The sequence below is a fragment of the Legionella steelei genome, from assembly GCF_001468005.1.
GTDB classification, from domain to species: Bacteria; Pseudomonadota; Gammaproteobacteria; order Legionellales; family Legionellaceae; genus Legionella; species Legionella steelei.
In genome coordinates this window covers 2,244,592-2,265,963 of sequence record NZ_LNYY01000019.1, presented here as the reverse complement: position 1 = coordinate 2,265,963, position 21,372 = coordinate 2,244,592, and the positions used below count along the sequence as shown (strand labels likewise).

Genomic DNA, 21,372 nt, shown 5'->3' with positions numbered 1-21,372 from the left:
TCTACACCTATGAATCAATCGTTGCCTTCACAGCGCTCTTGCTGCTTTTTGTTTCTGAGTATCAGTGTAATTACCGCTCTTATTTTATTAATCAACGTCTCATTTAAAATTGTGCTCGTTGAAGGCTTGGTATTCTCTGTGAATGGTTTAATCTGTCCACTCATAGCCGGTTTGTATTTATTGGCATTAAGAAACTGCTCAATTAAAGAACAAAGACATTTACTCAATATCTCTTTACTGACGTTATATCTTTTTTGTATCGGGGTTTATGTCTTAATCAATTTACCTGCAGCCGAATACATGCACGATAATCCAGTGTATCAAATTATTTTTCAAGACATACCTAAAAAGTTCTTTGCCACGACCATTGCTTTTGCCCTGAGTTTCTACCTGCCGCATCTATTGGTTTATCCTAAATCCAGTAAAAAATCACCTACACCAAAGCAATGCATGCTCCTTGCACTATTAGGTGGCATCAGTTTTTTTGGGCTGGATTTTTTTCTCTTATTTTCAGGTACTCATCTTCAAAGTTTTAAACACATTTTTATTGATTCATTTATGATTGCCTCGCTAATACTGCTTCTTATTGGTATTTTTTATCTGGCTTTTTTATTAAAATATCAGAATTTATTGACCCCTGAACGCGGCAGCGAGCAATTACCCTTATATCATTACTTTATTTGTGTTGCGATCGTAGTCATGCTGATTTGTTTGGCTTGTGAGTACAGAATAGTCACGATTATAAATAAATATATGGTCCTATCAGCCAGCTCATTATTTTTTCCCATTACCTTGGTGATTAGTACAATTCTTGGTGAGCTTTGGGGATACCGAGTCAATCTAAAATTATGTCTGATACTGATTGCCACCCAATTTACATTTGATGCATTACTTATGGGGATTGTCGCTTTACCTTCTCCAACGTTTTGTAATTTGAATCATTTTTACAACTACATCATGCTAAAAAGACTACCTGCAGCATCCTTAACCTTATTTATTGCCTTTATTAGTAATGCCATGTTGCTCAACTATTTGAAGCATTCTAAGTGGAACTTACATCGCCCATTGCGTATTTTAATTGCTAATTTTTGTTCTAACTCTTTATTGTGTTTAATCGATTACGGTTTGTTATTTGGCGGCATTTATCCTTATGATCAAGTGATTAATTTAGTAGTTAATGTTTGGCATTATAAATTATTTACAACCTTGATCACTTTACCTTTCATTCTGTGGTTCTGTGCTTATATGGAAAAGAACAAATCATTAACCTTGCAGTATGATTGAACCCCATAACCTCAATCGAGCCTGCCAGCAGTTGTAGCCAGGGTGTAGCGCAAGCGGAACCCGGGTTTCTAGACGTGAATAAACATAAGCTCCCGGGTTACGGCTCGCGCCTTCACCCAGGCTACAATTCTACGCCATGAATTGACGAGGAAGTCCGTGTGAATACTACTCTTTTTTTATTGGTCTTTTCCAGCCATAGACCGTTTTCTGTTTTGACTCCGTAAGCGTCAGCTCACCGGGAGGAACATTTTTCCGAATGGTACTGCCCGCCCCTATAGTTGCATAAGCGCCTACAGTCACTGGCGCAATAAACTGAGTATCTGAACCGACAAAAACACCATCCTCGATAATGGTTTTGTGTTTGTTCACCCCATCGTAATTACAGGTAATAGTACCTGCACCCACATTCACTTGCTTCCCAAGAGTCACATCACCCAAATAACTTAAATGACTTGCCTTAGAGCCTTCATCAAATACAGCCTTTTTGGTCTCCACAAAATTACCTATCTTACAGTGTGCAGCCAATTCGGTACCTGCTCTTAGGCGTGCAAAAGGACCAATAGCGCAATCATTTGCGATGTTGCATCCTTCTAATACACTGTTCGCATGAATCTCACAACCAGCACCCAAACTCACATCGCTGAGTATGCAGTTAGGGCCTATAGAGCAACCATCACCAAGAACAACCTTGCCTATGAATATACAGTTGATGTCAATGAATACGTCTTTGCCACAAACTAACTCACCACGGACATCAAAACGATTTGCGTCAGCCAAAGTAACGCCTTGCTGTAATAATTGTTCAGCGTTCCGGACTTGCCAGATACGCTCTAATTGCTGCAATTGTAAGCGGTTATTTACCCCTTGAATTTCTGCGCTATCTTTTACACTCAGTGTTTTAATTGGTGTTTGACTGGCAACAGCTAAAGCAATAATTTCTGTGAGATAATACTCAGATTGCGCATTATCATTGCCCAGCTTGGGCAGCCATGCTGCCAAATCGTCTGAAAGTGCACAACAAACCCCTGAATAAATTTCTTTTATATTCTTTTCTTGCTCATTTGCATCTTTTTCTTCTACAATGATGGAAACTTCACCTTGGTTGTCTCTAATAATACGTCCAAGACCGCTAGGATCTTCGAGATGAGCAACCAAAAGTGCCAAAATGGATTTATAGGGGTTTGCTGTATTGCTGCATTCAATTAAAGCACGCAACGTATCGGCTTGAATAAGCGGTACATCAGCAGATAAAACAAGTACTTGTGTTTGTGGTGGAATAAATGGTAAGGCTTGCATTACTGCGTGTCCGGTGCCTAATTGTTCTGCTTGCTGTACCCAATGCACAGGTAAGTCAGGGAGTGAGTTCTTAAGTTGTTCACCACCATGACCGTATATAACATGAATTACATCAGGATTTAGTTGTTGTGCGGTTTCCACTACTCGAGTCAGCATAGGCTTCCCAGCAATTTGGTGAAGCACTTTAGGAGTACTGGAATACATTCGTTTACCTTGCCCTGCAGCTAAAATAATAATTTGTAAGTTCATGTAGTTATGAGTCCTAAGTTAAAACACAATGACAGCGATGCAATGAAACAGTCTGCCTAAGTTAAAGAGGTATGATAACTAAATTACAGTTCAAGGAGTAGAGCGATGACCATATTTGTTAGAACAGCCCAAGCACTCATAGACCGAGTTTTGAATAAATCGAATGAAGACTCCATTGCTGAAGATAAAGGGGTAATATATGGATGGTTTCGAGATACCAAACATTCTGAGCAACAAAGAGAGGTAACACGTAATCTACAAAAACTCATTGCGGACTTTCAAACAGAAGATACAGATAAAAAAAATTTAGCAGGCATGCAAGATCTAATCAGCAAAACAGATGTCGTGGTGGAAAGTATGCGCGCCAAAAAATCATGGAAGCGAGGTGACTTGAATGACACTTTAAGTGACCTTAACTCACGCCTGGACCGATTCTACCGTTATCTTGGTGAGAAAGGCGAGAAAGCTGATAAAAGTGATAAGGCTGAGAAGAAATTGTTTACTTTTGTCGATGTCGCTGATGATGATGATCCGTTTAATCTACTTTGTGCTCATGCAGCTTATTACTTGGGCGAACATATTCTTTGTCCTCCTGAAGAAGGAATGCTTGCTAAGATATATGAAAAAGTTGCCAACTCCATTAGTAATGCTACCGCGATAGAAATCAGAGCCCAAAAAGAAGATTGTCTGATGAAAAATATTCTCATCTGTAAGAAAAAACTAGAGGGCTTGGATCCAGAAAAACCCGATTATAAAGAGCTACGGAAAACTTTTGTTATTGAAGCCATACAGGCCATTCATCGAGAGAATGCTGAGATCTGTGAAGAATCCAAACCTATTGACTCGATACCTGTGCAAGTAACTTTTATTGCCGTTGCTCGAGTTAAAGCCCCAACCATAAAGCCCAGTCGTGGAAGATTAAAAGTTGCTATGGACAATGCATTTGAGGAAATTGAAACCAGAGGGCTCAAAGAAAAAAATGATGAGAAAGCAGCACTCGCATTGTAACTTTTTGCGTCACACTGATTCTATAGCCTGGGTGCTTCACAGCGTAACCCGGGTTTCCACAGCAGATCAAGATCCCCAAACCCGGGTTACGCCACACTGCAACCAGGCTACAAAAATATCCAAACTACGCAGTCAACTCACCACACAAGTCTGTTTCCATCAATTTCTTTATTTCTGCAATGTCTAATCTTTTGCTGAGCAAATACAATAATTTGCAATGGGCAGCTTCCGGAGTCATATCATGGCCGCTAATCACTCCAGCGTTCTTTAAAGAATGGCCAGTTGCGTATTGGCTCATCTCTACGCCACCTTGTTGGCATTGAGTGCAATTAACAATGATCACCCCGCGTGCGCAAGTATCCTTGAGCAATTTTAAAAAACGAGGCTCATTATTTTGAGCATTACCAGCACCATATGTCTCCAAAATCAAACCGCATAAAGGCTGATTTAAAATATATGTCAAAACATCCGTAGCAAAACCTGGGAATAGCCGAAAATTGGCAATAAACTGTGGTTCTATCGTTTGTAAATGAAATGCTCTTTTAGGCCGCTTCAGTAACAAGTTTTGCTGAACTTTTATTTCAATCCCTATAGACGCTAGATGTGGATAATTCGGTGAGTCAAATGCTTTGAACCCCTGCGAACTGATTTTTTGTGAGCGATTACCACGCAATAAATGTTGATTGAAATAAATGCACACTTCATGTATGGGCTGATTTGCGCAGAGCCATAAAGAGGTGATCACATTATCGATCGCATCATTACGTACTTCGGATAAAGGGATTTGCGAACCGGTAATAATTACTGGTTTGCCTAAGTTCTCCAACATAAAGGATAAAGCCGAGGCAGTATAAGCCATAGTATCCGTACCATGAAACACAACAAAGCCATCAAAATGCGCATAGTCGTCCGCGATATCCCGTGCAATTCGGTTCCAGTCGTACACCGTCATATTCGAAGAATCAAGCAAGGGCAAGTATTCCTTGATCGCATATTCGGGCATGTCTGCATGTTTGAGTAAAGGAATTTGTTGTAATGCGGCTTCTACGTATCCTGCAGCAGGCTCATAACCATTTTCTGTCTTAATGCAGCTAATCGTGCCGCCTGTATTGATAATTAAAATTCTCTTTTTCATATGCTGGTCAATGAGAGTATGTGTCCTAATTATATAACTAAATGCTTGCGATAGTGTAATGAATGTTGGACAGAGGGATGTAGCCTGGGTGTGGCGCAGCGAAACCCGGATTCCGCTGCGCTGCACCGAGGCTACAAATTCAATCGTCAAAATGCGAAAGTAAGACAGATTTTGTTGAGTAGTAACCTTTTTTCAATAATAATTACAGATTTAATTGCCAAGGTCTCGCAGTTTATGGAAAAATCAAGCTATTAGCGGTTTAATCTAAACAGTGACATCATGGTGATTGATCGTGCCGGTTATCGGTTGAATGTAGGTATTATCCTTGTCAACGCGCAGAATAGAGTTTTTTGGGGTAGAAGGACTGGTCATGATGCTTGGCAATTTCCGCAAGGCGGCTTAGCTGCTGGCGAAACATCGTTAGAAGCAATGTTTCGGGAATTGCATGAGGAAGTAGGTTTGGATAAGGAAGATGTTGAAGTTATGGGCTCAACCAAGCGCTGGCTTAAATACAGACTTCCAAAACAATATCTACGTCATGGCAGCGAACCTTTAGTGATTGGACAAAAACAAAAATGGTTTTTGTTAAAGCTCGTTGCTAGTGAGCAAAAAGTCAAACTGGACTTAAGTGACTCACCAGAATTTGACAGCTGGCGATGGGTCGACTTTCATGAACCAGAAGGGCAGGTTATTTTCTTTAAACGTCAAGTGTATTCACAGGCGTTAAAAGAGTTAGAACCTTTATTGAAAAAGAATCGTCGTTCTCCTTATGGCATTAAACGCAAAAAGAGAGCATAGGTTGCTGAGATATAAAATATTAGGGAGCGGTTGAATTTCGTGCAAGATTTGCCAAATACGGCCGTTGACCATTTAGAAAAGAGGTAATCATAGGCATAGATGCTCAAAGTACTTAAACGGATAGTTCAAGAAGTCACTACAGCCAAGCAGCTTTCTGAAGCACTCGGCATTTTAGTGCGACAAATTAATAAAGCCATTAATGCCGAGGCCGCTTCCGTTTACCTCATCGATACCAAACACGCCGAATACGTTCTTATCGCCACAGAAGGTTTAAATCAGCAAGCACCATTTCGTGTGCGTATCTCGTTTGATAGTGGCCTTGTAGGTCTTGTCGGCCGACGTGAAGAACCTATAAATCTTGAAGACGCCCCCGCCCATCCTGATTTTTATCATAATCCATTATTAGGCGAAGAGCATCTTAAAGCGTTTTTGGGCGTCCCTATTATTCAGCATAGAAAGCTCTATGGCGTTCTCATTGTTCAACAAACAGAACAACGCCATTTCGATGATACAGAGGAATCTTTTTTAATTACCTTAGCGGCCCAGCTTGGTGGCATTATTGCCCATGCAGAGGCAACCGGTGAGTTAGCCGAATTAACACAGCCCAAACCTATGGGCGTGAGCAAAAAAGTTGAAACCAGCCCTGCCGCTTTAGCAGGAGTTGGCTCTGTCCCAGGAATTGGGATAGGTACGGCTGTGGTTGTGTATCCACAAGCAGATATTGATGCCGTCCCACAAAATCCTGTCGAGACATTGGATGAAGAAATTAATGCGTTTTATGAAGCGCTGGAATCCACTCGCGAAGACATGCACCGCTTAAGTAAACGCATGAAATCTGTTGTTGGCGAAGAGGAACACGCACTGTTCGATGTCTATTTGCGAATTCTTGATAAAGATAGCCTAGGTGTAGAAGTAGAGCACATTATTCGTAAAGAAAAGCTTGGCGCCCAGGGGGCTTTAGCGGCGGTAATTAAAAAGCACATCGCGCAGTTTGAAAATATGGAAGATACCTATCTTCGTGAACGCGCCAGTGATTTCCGTGATTTAGGACGTCGTGTGTTGGCGGCATTACAATGGTCACAACAAGAAGAAATTGTATATCCCAAAAGAACCATTTTGGTTGGAGAAGAAGTAACTGCTGCGGCACTAGCGGAGGTTCCAGAAGGATATCTGGCGGGAGTTGTATCAGCCAAGGGCTCCAATAATTCACATGTTGCTATTTTAGCGCGCGCCTTAGGAGTGCCCACAGTTATGGGCGTGCGTGGTTTAAAATTAGATTCAATTTCCCGCCGGGCTATTGTGGTGGATGGATATTATGGGCAAGTTTATATTTCGCCATCAAAATCCGTACTGGCAGAATTCAAGCTCCTAGAGCAAGAAGAGCAAGCATTAAATCAGAGCCTGATTAGTCTACGCGATAAACCTGCAGAAACTACGGACAACTATAAAATTTCTTTACAAGTCAATACAGGCTTAGCTATGGACGCGGGTTTATCCATGAGCGTCGGCGCTGAAGGTGTTGGTTTATATCGTTCTGAAGTTCCTTTTATGAGTCGAGATCATTTTCCTTCAGAAGATGAACAGACCATTATTTACCGACAAACACTGAAAGCCTTTGCCCCACGCCCTGTAACCATGCGCACCCTGGATATTGGTGGCGACAAAGTCCTCCCCTATTTCCCTGTAGAAGAAGATAACCCCTATTTAGGATGGAGGGGTATTCGGGTCACATTGGATCATCCTGATGTCTTCCTGATGCAAGTTCGGGCAATGATGCGTGCAAGCGAAGAGTTAAATAATTTACGCATCATGTTACCTATGGTGACCAATTTAAGTGAAGTCGAAGAGGCATCCTATCTTATTGATCAAGCGTTTACAGAATTGTTAGAAGAAGGTTGTGTTATCGAAAAACCAAAGGTAGGAGTCATGATTGAAGTTCCTGCAGCAGCCTATTTGGCACGAGAAATCGCCAAACGGGTCGATTTTATCTCTGTAGGAAGCAATGATTTGACCCAATATTTTCTCGCAGTCGATCGCAATAACGCGCGTGTTGCCGGTCTTTATGATGCCATGCATCCGGCCATGTTACGTGTATTGCTAAAAGTCGTGGAAGGAGGCCATGCAGCAGGAGTAGAAGTCAGTATTTGTGGCGAAATGGCCAGCGATCCTTTAGCCGTTATTTTATTAGTCGCCATGGGTTTTGATACCTTAAGTATGAACTCTTCAAGTTTACCGCGAGTAAAATGGGTCATTCGTAATTTGTCCATTGCCAATGCGCGTAAAATTCTTGCTGAAGTGCTGGAATTTGAACACCCTGCGCAAATACGTTTTCATTTACAAAAGGCACTAGAGGATGAAGGATTAGGCGGCCTCATCAGAGCTGGAAAGTCTTTATGAATAGGCAGCTGATTACAGGCTACAATGCTTCATCACTTAAACTACGGAAACGTGCGTGTTATAAAAAAGGAACTTAAAAAAATATGCTAACCTTTCCCTACATTAATCCTGTCGCATTTTCACTAGGTCCAATACAAGTCCATTGGTACGGCTTAATGTATTTGATTGGTTTTGTGAGTGGCTGGTTACTCGCTCATTGGCGTAACAAACACTATCATCTGAATTGGACTTCAGAACAAATCAGTGATTTGATCTTTTTCGCAGCCCTTGGTGTCATTATTGGTGGGCGCATCGGTTATATGCTTTTTTATAATTTCCCGGATTTACTGCATGATCCCCTGTCTTTATTTAAAATCTGGCAAGGAGGAATGTCGTTCCATGGTGGTTTACTTGGAGTTGCTGCTGCACTCTGGTACTTTTCTCATAAAAGTAAAAAATCATTCTTAGAAATCGCTGATTTTATTGCACCACTGGTTCCCATAGGCTTAGGTGCAGGACGTATCGGCAATTTTATAAATGGCGAATTATGGGGCCGGGTGACCGATATGCCTTGGGGGATGGTATATAGCCATGTTGATAATCAGCCGCGACATCCTTCGGAGTTGTATGAATTTGGTATGGAAGGAATTGGATTATTTCTTCTGGTTTGGATCTATGCGCGTAAACCTCGTCCTGTTGGGCGAGTATCCGCCGTTTTTTTAATAGGATACGCCGTGTGTCGTATCATTGCTGAGTTTTTCCGACAACCTGATCCGCAGCTTGGTTATCTTGCATTTGGATGGTTGACTATGGGACAAATTTTATCTATCCCCATGTTATTATTGGGACTCTGGTTATGGTGGCTTAAACGATGAAAACTTATTTGAATTTGCTAGAACATATTTTGCAGCACGGCACCCAAAAAACAGACCGGACAGGAACAGGGACCCTATCGGTTTTTGGCTATCAAATGCGCTTTGATTTACGCCAAGGATTCCCTTTAATAACGACCAAAAAATTACATATGCGCAGTATTGTGCATGAATTACTGTGGTTTTTAAAAGGGGATACCAATATTGCCTATTTAAATGAAAATGGGGTTACTATTTGGGACGAATGGGCTGACAGTCATGGAGATTTAGGGCCTGTTTATGGCAAACAATGGCGCAATTGGCCAACGGCAGATGGCCGTACAATTGACCAACTCAGCGATATTGTGCAGCAAATCAAAACCAATCCTGACTCACGCCGTTTGTTGGTTAGTGCCTGGAATGTTGGCGAACTGGAGCAAATGGCCTTAATGCCTTGTCATGCTTTATTCCAATTTTATGTGGCAGACGGAACCCTGTCTTGTCAATTATATCAACGCTCTGCGGATGTATTCTTAGGCGTACCGTTTAATATTGCTTCTTATGCGCTGCTAACCCATATGGTTGCCCAGCAATGTAATCTCAAAGTAGGCGATTTTATATGGACAGGTGGAGATTGCCACTTATATCTCAATCACTTAGAACAAGCCCGTACCCAATTAAGCAGAGAACCCTTGCCTTTAGCGTCTTTAAATATCAAACGCAAACCCCAATCCTTATTTGAATATGTTTATGATGATTTTGAGTTTGTGAACTATCAATCTCATCCTGCAATCAAAGCGCCCATCGCGGTTTAAATGCCTTATTTGCACCTAGATTCACTAGGCTAAGAAAAAAATCTCATTGAACCCTCTCCCATATGCGGAAGAGGGGATCCTGGCTGCAAGCAGCCAGGCTACATTAATTACTTTATTAGAATCAGACCTCTTGCATCACCTCGGATTTTGCTCGAGGTCTATTTAAAATAACTGCGGATTTTTTCAGGCAAAGGTACAGATTTACTTTGTGTATAATCCACCCAAACAATTTTGCAACTGCCTTGCGCCATCATGACCTCATCCTGATAGAGCTCGTGATCCATCATCATGCTGGAGTTGCCCAGGCTATGTATTTTGGAACACAGCGTCACGGTCGCCGGATAAATAACTGGTTTTAAAAAAGTACATGCCACATGAATAACTACAGGGCCAGTTTTTCCGGCCATACTAATATTGAGCTCTCGTAACCATTCAATACGCGCTTCCTGAAAATAATCAAAATAACGTGCATTATTTACATGCCCTAGTGCATCCATATCGCCCCAAGCTATGGGAAAAACCTTTTTATGTATTTCGATTTTCGACTCAGTCACCACTCGACCTCCTTCAAGATAAATCCATAGGATCCACATCCACATTCCAACGGACACCATTACTTAATTTATTTCCCGCAAGCCATTGGCGTAATTGGGTTAAAACATTTTTTAAGTTTCTCCGCGACGAGGATTTAAGTAATAATTGCATACGATATTGATTGGCTTTACGCGGCAGAGGAGCAGGTGCAGGACCCATCACCGTAATGGCATGCTCCAGCATTTGTTCTTTAGCCGCATGTAAGAAGTTTAATACACTCCCCGCAACTTTTCCTTGGGCTCTAATGATGGCCAAATAGTGAAAAGGGGGCAGTTGCGCGTGTTGACGTGTCATTAATAATGCATCTGCAAAGGAATCATATCCTTGCTGAATCAATAAATTCAGCAAGGGATGATTGGGTTCATGCGTTTGAATCAAAACCTGGCCAGCTTGCTCTGCACGCCCTGCACGCCCCGAAACTTGCATTAATAATTGTCCTAAATGCTCTAGAGCGCGAAAATCCTGATTATAAAGTCCGGCATCTGCATCAAGAATAACGACTAAAGACAGGCGTGGGAAATGATGGCCTTTGGCTAACATTTGTGTGCCCACAATTAACTGTGCCTCGCCTTGATGAATTTTATGCAGATGTTCATTTAAAGAATTCTTTTTACGCACCGCATCCCTATCAATGCGCACTACTTCAGTACTCGGAAAATAGCTACTTAAAAATTCATGAATGCGCTGGGTACCGGCCCCAACAGGGATCAATTCCATGCTTTGGCAACTGCGACAACGCTCTGGTTTCTTTTGGGTCAGTCCACAATGATGGCAGATCATCTGCCCTAGCTGTTTATGCAGCGTTAAATGACTGTCACAAGCACGACAGTCAGCCATCCAACCACATTGATGACATAACACAACAGGTGCAAAACCGCGGCGATTGATGAATACTAGTACCTGATTTTGTTTGTGCAAATGCTCTTTAATGACGTGTAATGTGGTTGTTGTCAAACCATGTTGCAATGTTTGCGACCGTAAATCAACCAGTTGATAATGCAAAGGGGTAGTGGAGAGTGCCTTATGGTTCAGACGTAATAATGTGTATTTTTTTTGCTTCACATTGTGCATGCTTTCAAGGCTTGGGGTTGCTGAACCTAAAATAATGGGAATATTGGCCAAATGCGCCCGCATCAACGCAGCATCTCGGGCGGAATAACGCACGCCTTCCATTTGCTTTAATGACGCATCGTGTTCTTCATCAATGACAATGAGGCCTAAATTGGGCATAGGCGTGAACAGTGCAGCTCGAGTGCCAATCACCATCTGCACCTTACCTTCCTTAGCCAATTGCCATGCGACTTGCCGCTCCGTTTCATTCAAACTGGAATGAATTACGGCAATTGGCTGTTTAAAACGTGCCGTAAAGCGGGAGACCAATTGTGGTGTTAAGCCGATTTCAGGAACTAAAACCAAAACTTGTTTTTGTTGCTCTAATATTTTCGCGATTACATGCAAATAAACTTCCGTTTTGCCACTGCCAGTAACTCCCTGCAATAAAAAGCACTGATATTGATGCAATGCCTCGGTAATTGTCGCCACAGCCACTTCTTGTTCCGGATTAAGTGCTAAGGGAGGCGATAATGCCGTCTCTTCTTTTTCTGGCAACATGATTTGCTGGGACAAAGAAATAACCTCTGTAGCAAGTAAATTGCACAGTTGTGTGGAATTAAATCCTTGCGCTGTCAAACGCTGTTTGGCAACTGGCCCGTTTTGGGAGTTTAAGAATTCGATAAGTTCCAGTTGCTTACGCGCACGGGCGGGGATGCGCTTTTTGGCTTCTTCAACTGGTAATGCCAGTTGATAAAAATCACCCATAGGCAATTGGCAGAGCTCCCCCAATCGATATTTTTTAGGTAAAGCCAGAGGCAATACTTCAGACAAAGGCGATTGATAATAATTGGCAATCCATAAGCATAAAGCCAACATGTCCGTATCGATTAAAGAATACTTATCAATGACCTCGCTGATACTTTTTAGGCAAGCGACATCCTGCGCCGAGTTGCTTGCGCCAATTACTACCCCCAAACGGGTTTGCCTGCGAAAAGGCACCCAAACTCGAGCGCCTGAACATGGGTTTAAACCATCAGCGACATAATCAAAACAATCTCGATGAGTATGCGGAATACATACTTGATAAACCGTCTTCCCAAGCTCCTGGGAACATTCATCATGGATTAGCTCTAAAGATGTGTCTGCAGATATGGTCACGGAATTGTCCCAATAGAATGCTCACGACCGTTCTTATTCATGCATTCTTTGCCATTGATGGCTGGCTGATTGTCCCGGAGCCGAAAAAACCTTAACCAGAACTTGTTCAATACGATGCCTGTCCAACTCTGCCTTATCTTTAATCAGTTCATTAACAAACCAACGTGATAATTCTTCAACGGTAATATTGGTTACTGGCAATAAAGTTACATCTTCTTTAAGGAATGGAATTCTTTTGTGGTTAAACGTAAAATAATAATATTCTTTATCCTCAGCATATTCCAGAAAAGGAGAAAATTGCGGCATCAGAAAAGTTTGATTCAAATGACGGCATAATTTATGGATACGTTCTTTGTAATAGCGATAGTCAAAAGTCATCCCATTTTCTTCAACCCAAGTCGTGAGTGCCAAATAAACGCCATACATATGGCCATGTAATGGCTCTCTTTCAGTTGCAGAGAAAATAGTCGTGTGACCAGCAGAAAATTTCATGGACTCTTTTTGTAATTCTACTGTTGTCAGGTATTTTTTTATATTCATAAACTCACTCGTTTATCATTTAATAAAAATCCGTTTAGAGAAATTTCTACATCCTTACTTAATGCGATGACCTTAAATAACTCCCCCATTTCACTGGGAAGGGTAAGCTGTTTTATCGCTTGTTTTGCTTGTACTTGCACCAACTCATTATCTGCTGAATTCAATAAGCTTAGCAAACCGTTCGCCAGCAAAAAAGAGGCCTGGTTCGTAAAACCAGCAATATGAAACCCTGCTTGTTGCCCGGCTTCTGCCACGTGCGTAAAATCCACATGTGCAGTAATGTCTTGTTCTCCCGGATGTAATAAAGGATCGGGATGGCTATGATGTTGATAATGGCACATTAAAGTCCCTTGATTGCGATCCGGATGATAATATTCATGGCGCGGAAATCCATAATCAATTAAAAAGACCACGCCCTGCTTTAACATCTGATACGTATTCAAGATCCAATCATCAATAAAAAGATTCACTTCAGAAAGATAAGGTACATCAGGTAACGATAATCGCTCCTGTACATAATCCAGTAACCGTTGATTATGACAAGGCTTGAATCGTTCGCTTAGTTGCTGCTGCTCATTCAAAGCAACATAACTTTCCATAATGCCGTCTTCTGTTTTCATGAACCGATGCACAGGCATCGCATCCAGAACTTCATTGGCCAGAACTACTCCATTAAAAGGAACCTCCGGCCAACGATCAAGCCAGGTAACTAAATGGGCTAAATGAGGAATTTTCTGTGCGATAAGTTCACGTTGGCGATGCTGTAAATTCGCACTGACCTCCAAAATATAATAAGCCTCTGGCAAAGAGTTATGCTCTTCTAGATGTTCTAATACCGCGACACAAAGTGCGCCAGAGCCTGCGCCAAATTCGAATACAACGGGAGACTCCAGTTCCTTAAGGACTTGCAAGCATTGATTTGCCAACGTTTTACCAAATAAAGGGGTTAACTCAGGAGCAGTAATAAAATCACCATGCTTCCCTAGTTTTTGCAACCCAGAACTGTAATATCCTTCACCAGGAGCGTACAATGCAAGTTGCATGAATTCTACAAAAGGGATAGCCTGACGTTCATTCAGTAATGCGTGTAGGGTGTGTATTATACTCATAGTTAATTACTTAAAAAAATTGCAGATACAACCTGGGTAAAAAAACTCCTGCCAAGAGCTTAATTCTCCCATCCCCCACACGGGGAGATGGTGCCTGTCAGAGCGGATGAGGGGACGTCCTCACCTTGTTCCTCTCACTGTGAGTAGCAGTAGGTAACCCAGAATATCTAAAGAATAGGAACCATACATTGAATCCGCCAAACAAACAAGAAGCAAAAGTTGCCTTAATCACTGGCAGTTCGCGACGAATTGGCGCAGCTATTGTAAAAAAACTACATGCAACAGGATATAAAGTAGTCATTCATTGCCATCATTCATTGTCAGAAGCCAATTCTCTTGCTGCCCACTTAAATAGCCAACGAGCAAACAGTGCCTTTGTAGTGCAAAGAGATTTAACCGCACCATGTGCCGCGGAAGAAATTATGACGGCAGTGCAAGATTGGGCGGGACAGTTGGATTTATTAGTCAATAATGCCTCTGTTTTCATCCGTACAGAATTTACGACCTTTGCGGAAACAGATTGGTATGCGCTTTTTGACATCCATGTTAAAGCACCTTTTTTACTAAGCCTTGCGGCTCGTCCATTATTAGCCAAGCAATCGGGAGCAATTATCAATGTAACCGATACCCATGCAGAAAAGCCACTGAAAGAGTACTCCGTCTATTGCCAAAGCAAATCAGCTTTGGAAATGCAAACAAAAAGTTTAGCACGCGAGTTTGCTCCCGAAATCCGGGTCAATGCAGTTGCTCCAGGAGCAATTGCCTGGCCTGAGCACAACAATACGTTGCCCCCAGAACTACAAGAAAAAATTATTGCGAAAACCCCATTAAAAAAGCACGGTAATCCTGAATACATTGCCCAGGCCATTTTAGCTTTAGCGGAAAACCCCTTTATTACAGGACAAATACTCAAAGTAGACGGCGGAAGAAGTTTGCTTGGCTAATCGATTGTAGCCTGGATGAAGGGAAACCTATAAACCCGGATTATGGTCTCGCCCTCACCCTGACTACAATGCGGACTAAATAACGCTTATCTAATTGCTTAATGAAAAAACTTATTGAATAATAGACAAGATCAATAAGGACGGATGAGTAAATTCATGAAGAAAATAGCTACCTTTTTATTTGTTACCTTCAATATCAGTATGGTACATGCTGGTGCCATGGGGATCATAAAACCTTCTTGTAACCCCGATGTCACTGTTCCCTGTCCATGTAATGCATGGGAGATAGGCATTAGTGCTTTATATTTACAGCCGAATACCAATTCCCCCTTACTAAATCCTACATTGACTATAAATAATATCGCAGCTGACGGCACATCTACTAACACGTTTAAGAACATTAAATCCCCTTGGGATTGGGGTTTTTTACTAGAAGGTGGCTATCATTTTAACACTGGAAATGACCTTAATATAAATTGGTTGCACTTCCAGGGGAACCGCTCGAGTAGCGTGATTACCTTAATTAATGCAGACCCAGACAGACCAGATATCAATAACTCGATGAATTTGAGGTTTGATACTAATTTTGATGCAGTCAATCTTGAATTAGCACAAACCAGCTACTTCGGGAATACAACAAATATTCGTTTTTATGGCGGTGGACAATATGTCAACGCCAAGATTAAACGTGCTGAATCTAATTTTGAAGAAATCGTTGGCGAACCGGGCGATATTCTTTTTCAAGAATCAGTATCTCATACTAAATTCCAGGGTGCAGGTCCTCGCATTGGGATAGATATGGCTCATAAGCTAAACAATAGTTTTGCTGTATTTGCGCAAAGCGCCACAGCCATCCTCCTTGGAGAAAGAAAGGCAAAATTATCTGGAGCAAACATAAGCGGAAGTAATGTTACTTCGTTCAGCGCGAATGCCAAAGGGGTCCATGTCGTCCCCGAAGTGGAAGCAAAATTAGGGGCCAGTTATCAATGGAATACACACAAAGGACAGTTTAGTTTAATGGCCGGTTGGATGTGGCAACATTATTTTGATATGTTTCTTCTACCTCCAGGAGGAAACTCTAATCCTGCAACCGTAGTCACTCAGAATGATTTCTCTTTAGATGGTCCTTTTATCACGGCAAAATGGGTTTCTGGATGTTAAAAAATACTCATGATGACAATAACCCCTCCTCATTACTTACATGCTGCAGCATGTAAGTAGGGGGCGACCTATTACGTCGTCTATTCATAAGCAAATGGGAGTCTTGTTTTTTCTGCTTCTGGTTGCATCGTTTTTGTTTAAAGGCACAAGCGATTATTCAATTTTACTGCTCAGCTACAGCATAATGCTTGTTGCACTAATTGGTTCTATTTCCCTCCATTGGTCTGCCAAATTAATTCAATGCACCATAATAGCGTTTTGGCTGATTCTCTGGCTTGTCTGGATAATACTCCTTCCGCTATTGAGCTGGGTGCCCAATACTGCTTTTTTCGGCATCTTCCAATGCTCTGCGTGGATATTTGGTTTTTTTTTAGTGGCTCAAAATCTTCGCACTGAATGGTTATGGCAAAATTTGCTCCGATTATTGTGGGTATTGGCTTTGGTTTGTGCCGCCTATGCCTTGATTCAGCTCTGGGGTAAAAATGAAATGCCTGCTGGATTTTTTGCAAGCAAAAATACTGCTGCAGCCTTTTTAATGACAGTTAATCTATTACTAATAGGAAAATTCTTTACATTAAATCATCCTCAACTCATTGAAATAAATCAATCTAAAACACAAAAAACAATTGATAATACTTTGCTTCTAATCAGTATTTACATCATCACCCTTGCTTTGTTTGCAGCCTTAAGCCGTGGTGTAATTCTTTGTTTTATTTTCTTTGCTGTGCTAGAAGTCGCTTTGTGTCGCCATACAATAAAAATAAAAAATATTTATCAACTATCTGCTGTTCTGGTTTTGGCTTTATGTACCTTGTATCTCTTGGCGCAACCTGCCATCCAACATCGGCTGGATTTACTAGCGCATGAGAAATCACGCCTTGTTATTTGGCAAGGTGCGTGGCACTTATGGCAAGTAACCCCCTGGTATGGGCTTGGTATTTTCAATTTTAAACAGTACTACCCTGCGTTCAGTTTAGCAGGTGATGGTTCCAATCTCGAATATGCGCATAATGACTTTTTACAGTTGTTGATTGAAACAGGAGTTCCAGGTGTTGTTATCCTGCTTGGAGTGATGGTGACGTGTATCGTCTATTTAAAACGCTACTTAAGCCATCAAAATAAAAATCCTATTGCCGGGATTCAGGGTATGGCGTGCTTTGCGGCATTAAGTGCACTGGTTTGCCATAGTGTGATCGATTTTAATTTCTATGTATTTCCCATAAATCTCCTCATGGGATGTTGCTTGGGGTACCTTTATTACTTCTTTAAACAAGAAGGCTGCATCAGAGTTTATTCAATACCGTCTGGTAAAAGTTTTTGGATTCTACAATGTAGCCTAATTGTATTTCTCCTGCTCGTAAGCAGTTACTTTGTTCGTTTTTTAACCCTAGAACACTATATTGGCAAAACTGAAGCGGCACTGCAGGAAAAACAATTTCGGAAAGCGGTTAATTACAGTAATTATGCATTGAAATCATTTCAATTTGTTGAAGTTCAAAGCCTGCAAATTGATGCTTACCTGCAATTGCTCCAGCACACGCCATCGGAGCGTCAACGGTATGACTGGACAGCAAAAACAGTAGCGGCTATTAATCAAGCCATCGCAATGAACCCATACTTCGCTCATTCATATTTTCAAATGGCATTGTTACAAAGCTTGGTCTTTGATAACCCACAGGAAGCAAAAGAATATTTTCTTAAAGCACTAAAAAATAATCCGCATTTTTGTTTGGCGCGACTTACTTTTGCTCGATTTTTAGTCGAGCAACATAAGCTACAGTCCGCTCAGGAAGTTTTGGAGACTGGTCTTCATTATCCAATTCCCCCAAAATATATAGAGCTTTACCTCAATTATCTGGCCAAACTTCGTTTTCAAAACGGCGATCCGCAAGGGGCTAAAAAAGTAGTGGCGCGATTACAACATCTCGTTATTTATAACCAAGATTATAGCGATCTCATTTAAACTTAAATTGCTTTTCGCTCCGCCCCACCTGTAGATGTAGGTAAAAAATAAGTAGGATTGGCTGTTAAGCCCAGCATTTTCCCATTAAGACATACTAGGCTTAACAACCCAGCCTACCTTGTTTGTAGATATACCAAGATTGGGGTAATTAATTATGGTTTATTTAAGATATAGATTGCAAAAAACTATCAATTCCAACTAAAGAACCCAATTGATAAAATCGATTTAATAGTGACTCATCAAGCCATGTACCAAAATAGTAACGAATCAAAGATTTGCTTTGCAAAACTGCCTTATATTCATCTTCCAGACTAGCCAATCCTTGCAAATGGGTCATAAACAAGCAGATTTTTTCCGTGACACTTACAGGAACACCCAGCTGCTGCAATAACTCCTGATAAAGCCAAGGCTTACCACTTCCCGCACGCGATATCATGTAGGCGTCACAACCACTTAACTCTACGGCTCTTTGTAAACTGGCAACATCATGAATATCACCATTAGCAATCACTGGAATAGTCATGTTTTGTTTGATTTGTGCGATTTGCTGCAGATCAGCAGCGACATCATAATCATCAATCCAACGTCGGCCATGCACAATCAAAGCATCTGCACCCGCCTCTTCGATTTTTTTTGCCAGTAAAAGATCCTGTTCATTGCCTTGGATACGAATTTTTATAGTTAAAGGGATGGTAATGGCCGCACGTACTTCCTGAATAATTCGTACCAATTGTTCGGGAGCCTCAAGCAAGGCACTTCCCGCACCTTTTTTACGTATTTTAGGTTTAGGGCAGCCACAATTAATATCAATAATATCCGCCCCATTGAACTGTAATCGTTGGGCGGCTTGCGCCAATATGTATGGTTCTGTGCCTGCAATTTGATATGCAAGAATCTGTTCCTGCGGCGCTCGATAAATATAACGTGAATTAGTACTGTGTTTATGGAGGATATCGGTTGCAGAACTCATTTCCGTAACGCAATATGCAGGTGGCAGATATCGATTGAATAAAGTTCTGAATGGCGCACAACTATAACCTGCCAAAGGACCTTGAATTAGCCGATTGGGTAGCGTCAGAGAGCCTATTTTCAACGAACTGTTAATAAAAGCGTGCATCAATTTATTTCATGGATATAATGAGGACCTATTTTAACATACTTAAACCTAGAAAAAGCAGTTTAAACTTGCTGCACAAGCCCAAGGTACTGAATCAAATAGGAAAAGCTTTATGGACAAACGCTACTTATCCCCGTTAGAAATGCTCAATATCGCAACACAACATGCCTATGCTGCTGATTATCTATTACAACAAATCACAGATTGGACATTTCGACAGTCTGATCCACTTACCGTATTAGCCCCAGTGACTTCGCTAATGTACCAAGCCTTTCAACTGACATTAAAAGCATACTGTTTACACGATCATCGTCCAGTGAAAGAGCATAAGAAACTTATGGAGTTGGTTGAATTAAATAGCCATCTGGGCTTTTCTCGGCAAGAGCTCGTTTTATTTAAAACCCTAGCAAAGCAACAGGTTTTTCTTAAAGGAACGGATTACGATTTATGGGAAAATCAGCAACAACTGCATGTCTTTTGTGAAGAAATTCTTTCTCTTTATCAAAAGTTACAAACATTGATGCCATTAGAACTGCAACCCGATTATCAGCAATAATCATGTAGCCTGGGTGAAGCGAAGCGTAACCCGAGTTCTCTGGATATGAATAAAATTTCTCGACCCGGGTTGCGCTTCGCTTCACCCAGGCTACAATGAGGCAGCATCTTTAGATAAAAATGCACAAACATTAAACAACCAACCATTCATGGTACTTGGCATCACACACAATTCACGCTAGGATAAGTTCTCTTTATTTTATTCTATTTAGTGTTACTTATATTAAGGTAGAAACTATGGAGCAGGTAGAAGACAATAAGACTGGAAATGCTGTGCAGCACCAAATATTACAGCTAAGTCATCGCTTAAATTCGCGAATTTTAGGTCAGAATGGATTAATTTCACGTTTACTCATTGCTTTGCTTGCTGATGGCCATTTACTGGTAGAAGGTGCGCCTGGGTTAGCAAAAACCAGAGCAGTTAAAGAATTGTCCGATGGAGTCGAAGGTAATTTTCATCGCATCCAATTTACACCTGATTTATTGCCGGGCGATTTAACGGGTACTGATGTATATCATCCACAAAATGGTTCATTTGTATTTCAACCAGGCCCCATATTTCATCATTTGCTTTTAGCCGATGAAATTAACCGCGCCCCAGCAAAAGTACAATCAGCTTTACTTGAAGCAATGGCAGAAAGGCAGGTTACTATAGGAGGCAAAACCTATCCTCTGCCTGAATTATTTTTAGTTATGGCAACACAAAACCCAATTGAGCAAGAAGGCACTTATCCCTTACCTGAGGCTCAATTAGACCGATTTTTAATGTATGTAAAAATTAGTTATCCTGATGCTAAAGTAGAGCATGATATTTTAGCCTTATCACGCAAAGAAGCCTTAGGTGCCACAATGGCCAGCAAACCACTGGCATCGGAAAAATTATCGCAAAAAACATTATTTGAGGCACGTAAACAAGTACTTAACGTGCATACAAGCGAAGCATTAGAGAACTATCTGGTACAATTGGTCGTAGCAACACGCAATCCTGGCGTATACAGCGAAGAATTAGGTCGTTGGTTGCGTTTTGGCGCCAGCCCTCGTGCTACGATTGCCTTAGATCGCTGTTCTAAAGCTCATGCTTGGCTTTCCGGAAGAGATTATGTCACTCCAGACGACATCCATGTCATTGCTCATGATGTATTACGCCATCGAATTTTATTAAGTTTTGAAGCTGAGGCGGAAGGAATCAGTAGCGATGATTTTATTGACTCCTTATTACGTTTAGTTGCTGTTCCGTAGTTGTAGCCTGGGTGAAGCACAGCGTAATCCGGGTTTTTCTGCAGATTCCCCGGGTTATGGCATGTGCCTTCACCCAGGCTGCGATATGGATGAGTTAAGCTCTATCTATCCTACACAGCATATGAGG

Annotated in this window: 18 protein-coding genes; 11 read left to right on the top strand and 7 right to left on the bottom strand. The window is 41.4% G+C overall.

Annotated features, from left to right (window positions below):
* Positions 1–9: 9 nt before the first annotated feature.
* Positions 10–1,284, top strand: coding sequence for a VUT family protein (locus Lste_RS13990; protein ID WP_058511530.1), 1,275 nt, complete (start codon positions 10–12; stop codon positions 1,282–1,284).
* Between the two features lie 165 nt (positions 1,285–1,449).
* On the opposite strand, the gene glmU is transcribed toward Lste_RS13990, so the two are convergent.
* Entirely contained in the window at positions 1,450–2,829 is a 1,380-nt protein-coding gene (gene glmU / locus Lste_RS13985; RefSeq protein WP_058511529.1) for a bifunctional UDP-N-acetylglucosamine diphosphorylase/glucosamine-1-phosphate N-acetyltransferase GlmU, read from the bottom strand.
* A gap of 105 nt (positions 2,830–2,934) precedes the next feature.
* On the opposite strand from glmU, the gene Lste_RS13980 reads away from it, so the two are divergent.
* Positions 2,935–3,837, top strand: a complete 903-nt coding sequence (locus Lste_RS13980; RefSeq protein ID WP_058511528.1) for a hypothetical protein — start codon at positions 2,935–2,937, stop codon at positions 3,835–3,837.
* Positions 3,838–3,961: 124 nt separating this feature from the next.
* On the opposite strand, the gene ansA is transcribed toward Lste_RS13980, so the two are convergent.
* Entirely contained in the window at positions 3,962–4,972 is a 1,011-nt protein-coding gene (gene ansA / locus Lste_RS13975; protein ID WP_058511527.1) for an asparaginase, read from the bottom strand.
* A 279-nt stretch (positions 4,973–5,251) separates the two neighbouring features.
* Between ansA and Lste_RS13970 the strand changes: the two genes are divergently transcribed.
* The 4 genes from Lste_RS13970 (at position 5,252) to thyA (ending at position 9,812) form a co-directional block, all read left to right on the top strand.
* Complete coding sequence (locus Lste_RS13970; protein ID WP_058511526.1) at positions 5,252–5,770, top strand: RNA pyrophosphohydrolase; 519 nt, start codon at positions 5,252–5,254, stop codon at positions 5,768–5,770.
* Between the two features lie 99 nt (positions 5,771–5,869).
* Positions 5,870–8,167 carry a phosphoenolpyruvate--protein phosphotransferase gene (gene ptsP / locus Lste_RS13965; protein ID WP_058511525.1) on the top strand — a complete coding sequence of 766 codons (2,298 nt, stop codon included), beginning with the start codon at positions 5,870–5,872 and terminating at the stop codon, positions 8,165–8,167.
* A gap of 83 nt (positions 8,168–8,250) precedes the next feature.
* Positions 8,251–9,021 carry a prolipoprotein diacylglyceryl transferase gene (lgt, locus tag Lste_RS13960; RefSeq protein WP_058511524.1) on the top strand — a complete coding sequence of 257 codons (771 nt, stop codon included), beginning with the start codon at positions 8,251–8,253 and terminating at the stop codon, positions 9,019–9,021.
* Entirely contained in the window at positions 9,018–9,812 is a 795-nt protein-coding gene (gene thyA, locus Lste_RS13955; RefSeq protein ID WP_058511523.1) for a thymidylate synthase, read from the top strand. The genes lgt and thyA overlap by 4 nt, the downstream gene beginning before the upstream one ends.
* Before the next feature lie 158 nt (positions 9,813–9,970).
* On the opposite strand, the gene Lste_RS13950 is transcribed toward thyA, so the two are convergent.
* Genes Lste_RS13950 through Lste_RS13935 form a run of 4 tightly spaced genes read right to left on the bottom strand, consistent with a single transcriptional unit; the run spans position 9,971 to position 14,266 of the window.
* Entirely contained in the window at positions 9,971–10,366 is a 396-nt protein-coding gene (locus Lste_RS13950; RefSeq protein WP_058511747.1) for an acyl-CoA thioesterase, read from the bottom strand.
* Between the two features lie 13 nt (positions 10,367–10,379).
* The gene (locus Lste_RS13945) at positions 10,380–12,617 is read right to left on the bottom strand and encodes a primosomal protein N' (protein WP_083503970.1); all 2,238 of its coding nucleotides are present in this window, start codon (positions 12,615–12,617) and stop codon (positions 10,380–10,382) included.
* Positions 12,618–12,650: 33 nt separating this feature from the next.
* Complete coding sequence (locus tag Lste_RS13940) at positions 12,651–13,157, bottom strand: 6-pyruvoyl trahydropterin synthase family protein (RefSeq protein ID WP_058511522.1); 507 nt, start codon at positions 13,155–13,157, stop codon at positions 12,651–12,653.
* Entirely contained in the window at positions 13,154–14,266 is a 1,113-nt protein-coding gene (locus Lste_RS13935; protein WP_058511521.1) for a class I SAM-dependent methyltransferase, read from the bottom strand. The genes Lste_RS13940 and Lste_RS13935 overlap by 4 nt, the downstream gene beginning before the upstream one ends.
* A 188-nt stretch (positions 14,267–14,454) precedes the next feature.
* Here Lste_RS13935 and Lste_RS13930 point away from each other — a divergent pair, with 188 nt between their 5' ends.
* The 3 genes from Lste_RS13930 (at position 14,455) to Lste_RS13920 (ending at position 18,334) form a co-directional block, all read left to right on the top strand.
* The gene (locus Lste_RS13930; protein WP_058511520.1) at positions 14,455–15,210 is read left to right on the top strand and encodes a pteridine reductase; all 756 of its coding nucleotides are present in this window, start codon (positions 14,455–14,457) and stop codon (positions 15,208–15,210) included.
* 156 nt (positions 15,211–15,366) lie between these two features.
* Positions 15,367–16,371 (top strand): Lpg1974 family pore-forming outer membrane protein, encoded by a 1,005-nt coding sequence (locus Lste_RS13925; protein ID WP_058511519.1) that lies wholly within the window; start codon positions 15,367–15,369, stop codon positions 16,369–16,371.
* 373 nt (positions 16,372–16,744) lie between these two features.
* The gene (locus Lste_RS13920) at positions 16,745–18,334 is read left to right on the top strand and encodes an O-antigen ligase family protein (RefSeq protein ID WP_237760488.1); all 1,590 of its coding nucleotides are present in this window, start codon (positions 16,745–16,747) and stop codon (positions 18,332–18,334) included.
* Between the two features lie 163 nt (positions 18,335–18,497).
* Here Lste_RS13920 and Lste_RS13915 read toward each other — a convergent pair whose 3' ends face one another.
* Positions 18,498–19,451: a tRNA dihydrouridine synthase gene (locus tag Lste_RS13915; RefSeq protein ID WP_058511518.1), complete on the bottom strand. Its 954-nt coding sequence runs from the start codon at positions 19,449–19,451 to the stop codon at positions 18,498–18,500.
* Positions 19,452–19,563: 112 nt separating this feature from the next.
* Between Lste_RS13915 and Lste_RS13910 the strand changes: the two genes are divergently transcribed.
* Positions 19,564–20,007 carry a hypothetical protein gene (locus tag Lste_RS13910; RefSeq protein WP_058511517.1) on the top strand — a complete coding sequence of 148 codons (444 nt, stop codon included), beginning with the start codon at positions 19,564–19,566 and terminating at the stop codon, positions 20,005–20,007.
* Between the two features lie 236 nt (positions 20,008–20,243).
* Positions 20,244–21,245: an AAA family ATPase gene (locus Lste_RS13905; RefSeq protein ID WP_058511516.1), complete on the top strand. Its 1,002-nt coding sequence runs from the start codon at positions 20,244–20,246 to the stop codon at positions 21,243–21,245.
* Positions 21,246–21,372: the final 127 nt, after the last annotated feature.

Excerpts from the sequence above, each read along its gene's own strand:
- Lste_RS13990 (WP_058511530.1), top strand. The coding sequence starts at position 10 with ATGAATCAATCGTTGCCTTCACAGCGCTCTTGCTGCTTTTTGTTTCTG.
- glmU (WP_058511529.1), bottom strand. The coding sequence starts at position 2,829 with ATGAACTTACAAATTATTATTTTAGCTGCAGGGCAAGGTAAACGAATG.
- Lste_RS13980 (WP_058511528.1), top strand. The coding sequence starts at position 2,935 with ATGACCATATTTGTTAGAACAGCCCAAGCACTCATAGACCGAGTTTTG.
- ansA (WP_058511527.1), bottom strand. The coding sequence starts at position 4,972 with ATGAAAAAGAGAATTTTAATTATCAATACAGGCGGCACGATTAGCTGC.
- Lste_RS13970 (WP_058511526.1), top strand. The coding sequence starts at position 5,252 with ATGGTGATTGATCGTGCCGGTTATCGGTTGAATGTAGGTATTATCCTT.
- ptsP (WP_058511525.1), top strand. The coding sequence starts at position 5,870 with ATGCTCAAAGTACTTAAACGGATAGTTCAAGAAGTCACTACAGCCAAG.
- lgt (WP_058511524.1), top strand. The coding sequence starts at position 8,251 with ATGCTAACCTTTCCCTACATTAATCCTGTCGCATTTTCACTAGGTCCA.
- thyA (WP_058511523.1), top strand. The coding sequence starts at position 9,018 with ATGAAAACTTATTTGAATTTGCTAGAACATATTTTGCAGCACGGCACC.
- Lste_RS13940 (WP_058511522.1), bottom strand. The coding sequence starts at position 13,157 with ATGAATATAAAAAAATACCTGACAACAGTAGAATTACAAAAAGAGTCC.
- Lste_RS13935 (WP_058511521.1), bottom strand. The coding sequence starts at position 14,266 with ATGAGTATAATACACACCCTACACGCATTACTGAATGAACGTCAGGCT.
- Lste_RS13925 (WP_058511519.1), top strand. The coding sequence starts at position 15,367 with ATGAAGAAAATAGCTACCTTTTTATTTGTTACCTTCAATATCAGTATG.
- Lste_RS13915 (WP_058511518.1), bottom strand. The coding sequence starts at position 19,451 with ATGCACGCTTTTATTAACAGTTCGTTGAAAATAGGCTCTCTGACGCTA.
- Lste_RS13910 (WP_058511517.1), top strand. The coding sequence starts at position 19,564 with ATGGACAAACGCTACTTATCCCCGTTAGAAATGCTCAATATCGCAACA.
- Lste_RS13905 (WP_058511516.1), top strand. The coding sequence starts at position 20,244 with ATGGAGCAGGTAGAAGACAATAAGACTGGAAATGCTGTGCAGCACCAA.